The 2,292-nt window shown below is 36.0% G+C and carries 2 protein-coding genes; both read right to left on the minus strand.

Going from position 1 to position 2,292, the window contains the following annotated elements:
• Positions 1-50: 50 nt before the first annotated feature.
• The gene (locus BM098_RS13125; RefSeq protein ID WP_089834098.1) at positions 51-1,160 is read right to left on the minus strand and encodes a hypothetical protein; all 1,110 of its coding nucleotides are present in this window, start codon (positions 1,158-1,160) and stop codon (positions 51-53) included.
• A 186-nt stretch (positions 1,161-1,346) separates the two neighbouring features.
• The gene (locus BM098_RS13130; RefSeq protein WP_234987513.1) at positions 1,347-2,171 is read right to left on the minus strand and encodes a recombinase family protein; all 825 of its coding nucleotides are present in this window, start codon (positions 2,169-2,171) and stop codon (positions 1,347-1,349) included.
• Positions 2,172-2,292: the final 121 nt, after the last annotated feature.

The raw sequence follows: 2,292 nt of genomic DNA on the forward strand, positions 1-2,292 counted from the left end.
GCTCTTTTTTCCATGATTGGTCTCTCCCTCGGGTGATTAGTCCCACAAGTTTAACCGACCTTAACGAAATAGTCTAGTTTAGTGTAACCTGTCCAATATATGTTGTCGAACAAATTATAATAATCAAAGCAATAGTAGCCATTATCTATCTCGATAAATGGTCGTTTAAATACAGGCATCTCAATTATAGGCCAACCTGGGTATTTATTCTTTGCAAAAAAATCAGTTTCTTCTCCAATACCCCATGATAAGTCTCTTAATAAATTTTCAGGCCAATCAGTTAGTGTAGATAAATCATGTAAACCAAACCCTACGAAGTTATTGATAAAACTTTCCCGCTTTTTGTTAAGTTCTTCATCCTCATCAATCAACCTCGCAAACGAACCAAATATCTGTGTTTCTTTTTTATTTTTAGCAAATACATCAAAGTCAGATATTAGACTTTCCAAATCCTTAAACGCTGAGAACATACCACTTGATAAAACCTTTTGAATATTGTAGAGCCCTTTAATGAAATCCTCTGATTTGATATTATAAAGTTTCAGAAATATATCATCATGAGGTAATAGCAAATCTTGGAGATGTTCAATTTCAAAAACTGGATACCTCTCGCCCCGATATAGAGTCGAAAAAATCGATTCGATCACAAACATTTCCACTTCGGGGGTTATTTCTGGATTATTAAGTCTCTCTTTTGCTGTATATGATATAAAAAATTCACTATTTATTTTTTTATATATTTCTGAAATTTTTTCTGATATGGAAAAAAATAATTCACTTTGATCTTCTTGATTATTAGTTTTTTCGACTTCTGTTGAAGCCAATATACTTTGAATATACTCAACTTCTCTTCCCTGTATTACATTCTCTTCCTTAAGCTGAGCTTCTGAGGTAATACCTAAAAGTGATTGAAAAAATTGCCCATAAGAATATTTTAGTAACTTCAATGGATCACACTTGCTAACCAATAGTCGTATTTCATAAATTATATTTTGAATATCATTAACTGTTTCATCATAACTATCGGCTACTCTTTCCATAAACATCTCATGCTGTTCTTCATCCATATGATTTGCCATAGCAACCATTTTTCCATACCTAGCAATTTCAAAAACACCATTACTAAAATAGTCATCAGGTTGTATTACCTTTTTCTTCATACTATCCCCCCTTTCACACACTAAAACATGAAAAACCTCGAATATGCACTCGAGGCTGCTAGTCATTTGCATATATACTCTTAACGTAAATTATAAGATATTTACAAATATTTATCAATGTAAACCCAAGTTAACTTAAAAAAGCCAACTCAGATCATTGATCCAAGTCAGCCTGCTAATCCCTTATTATTCCCCATTACACTCCATCTCCGTTCCGTCCATAAAGCGGATAATGATTCTCCCTGTTTCATAGACCTTGATGTGGTCCAAGGTTCTTAAGATGAAGTCCGTATCACTTTCTTTGATGTATTTTGCATCTTCTGTGATATCAGCAAACTGGACAGCTCTGTACTGCTCCAGCGGGTTTCCAAACTCTGCGGTGGTTTCCCATTTCTTTTTAAGCCCTTCTCTGTTATCAATGAGTGCATTCCATGAAAGGATGAAAGCATCAATTAGAATGGTTTCATCAATGTGCCTGTTGGTGCAACCCTGTACCCCTTTGACCTTATACCGTTCCTGGCATTGCCATACCTTTCTGTAGCTGTTCTTTGACTTCCAGCCTTTTCTGGTGAATGCCTGATTGCAAGTACCGCAGACTACCTTTCCTGCAAAGAAATTTCTTTCTGGATTGTGTGAATATGAGTTGGTCCCATGTTCCTCGATGTAGTTGCTCCTTCTATCGTATTCCAGCTGAACCGCTTCCCAAATCAAGGGGTCAATAATCGCCTCGTGATTTTCTTCGATGTGGTACTGCTGGATGTGGCCTTCATTCTTCACTCTCTTTTTTGTTAGAAAATCAACGGAGTAGCTCTTTTGCAAAATGGCATCGCCCTTGTATTTTTCATTTTGGAGCATACTCTGTATCGTCTTTGCATGCCACTTGGTTGTTCCATTCCAGTTCTTTACTTCTTCTCTTTCAAGTATTCGCTTGATGTGGTCTACAGTCTTCCCTGAAAGGTATTCATCGTAAATCCTCTCTACAATTTTGGCCTGCTCTCGATTGATGACCAACTTACCATTAAATATGATAAAGGATCTCGTGGCATCGTCATGTACTTCTATAACAAGTTAAAGATTATCGTTAATCGTAAAAAGGTTCAGAGACTTATGCGGAAATATTCAATTATTTGTC

It is taken from the genome of Halolactibacillus halophilus (assembly GCF_900115605.1).
Classification (GTDB): domain Bacteria; phylum Bacillota; class Bacilli; order Bacillales; family Amphibacillaceae; genus Halolactibacillus; species Halolactibacillus halophilus.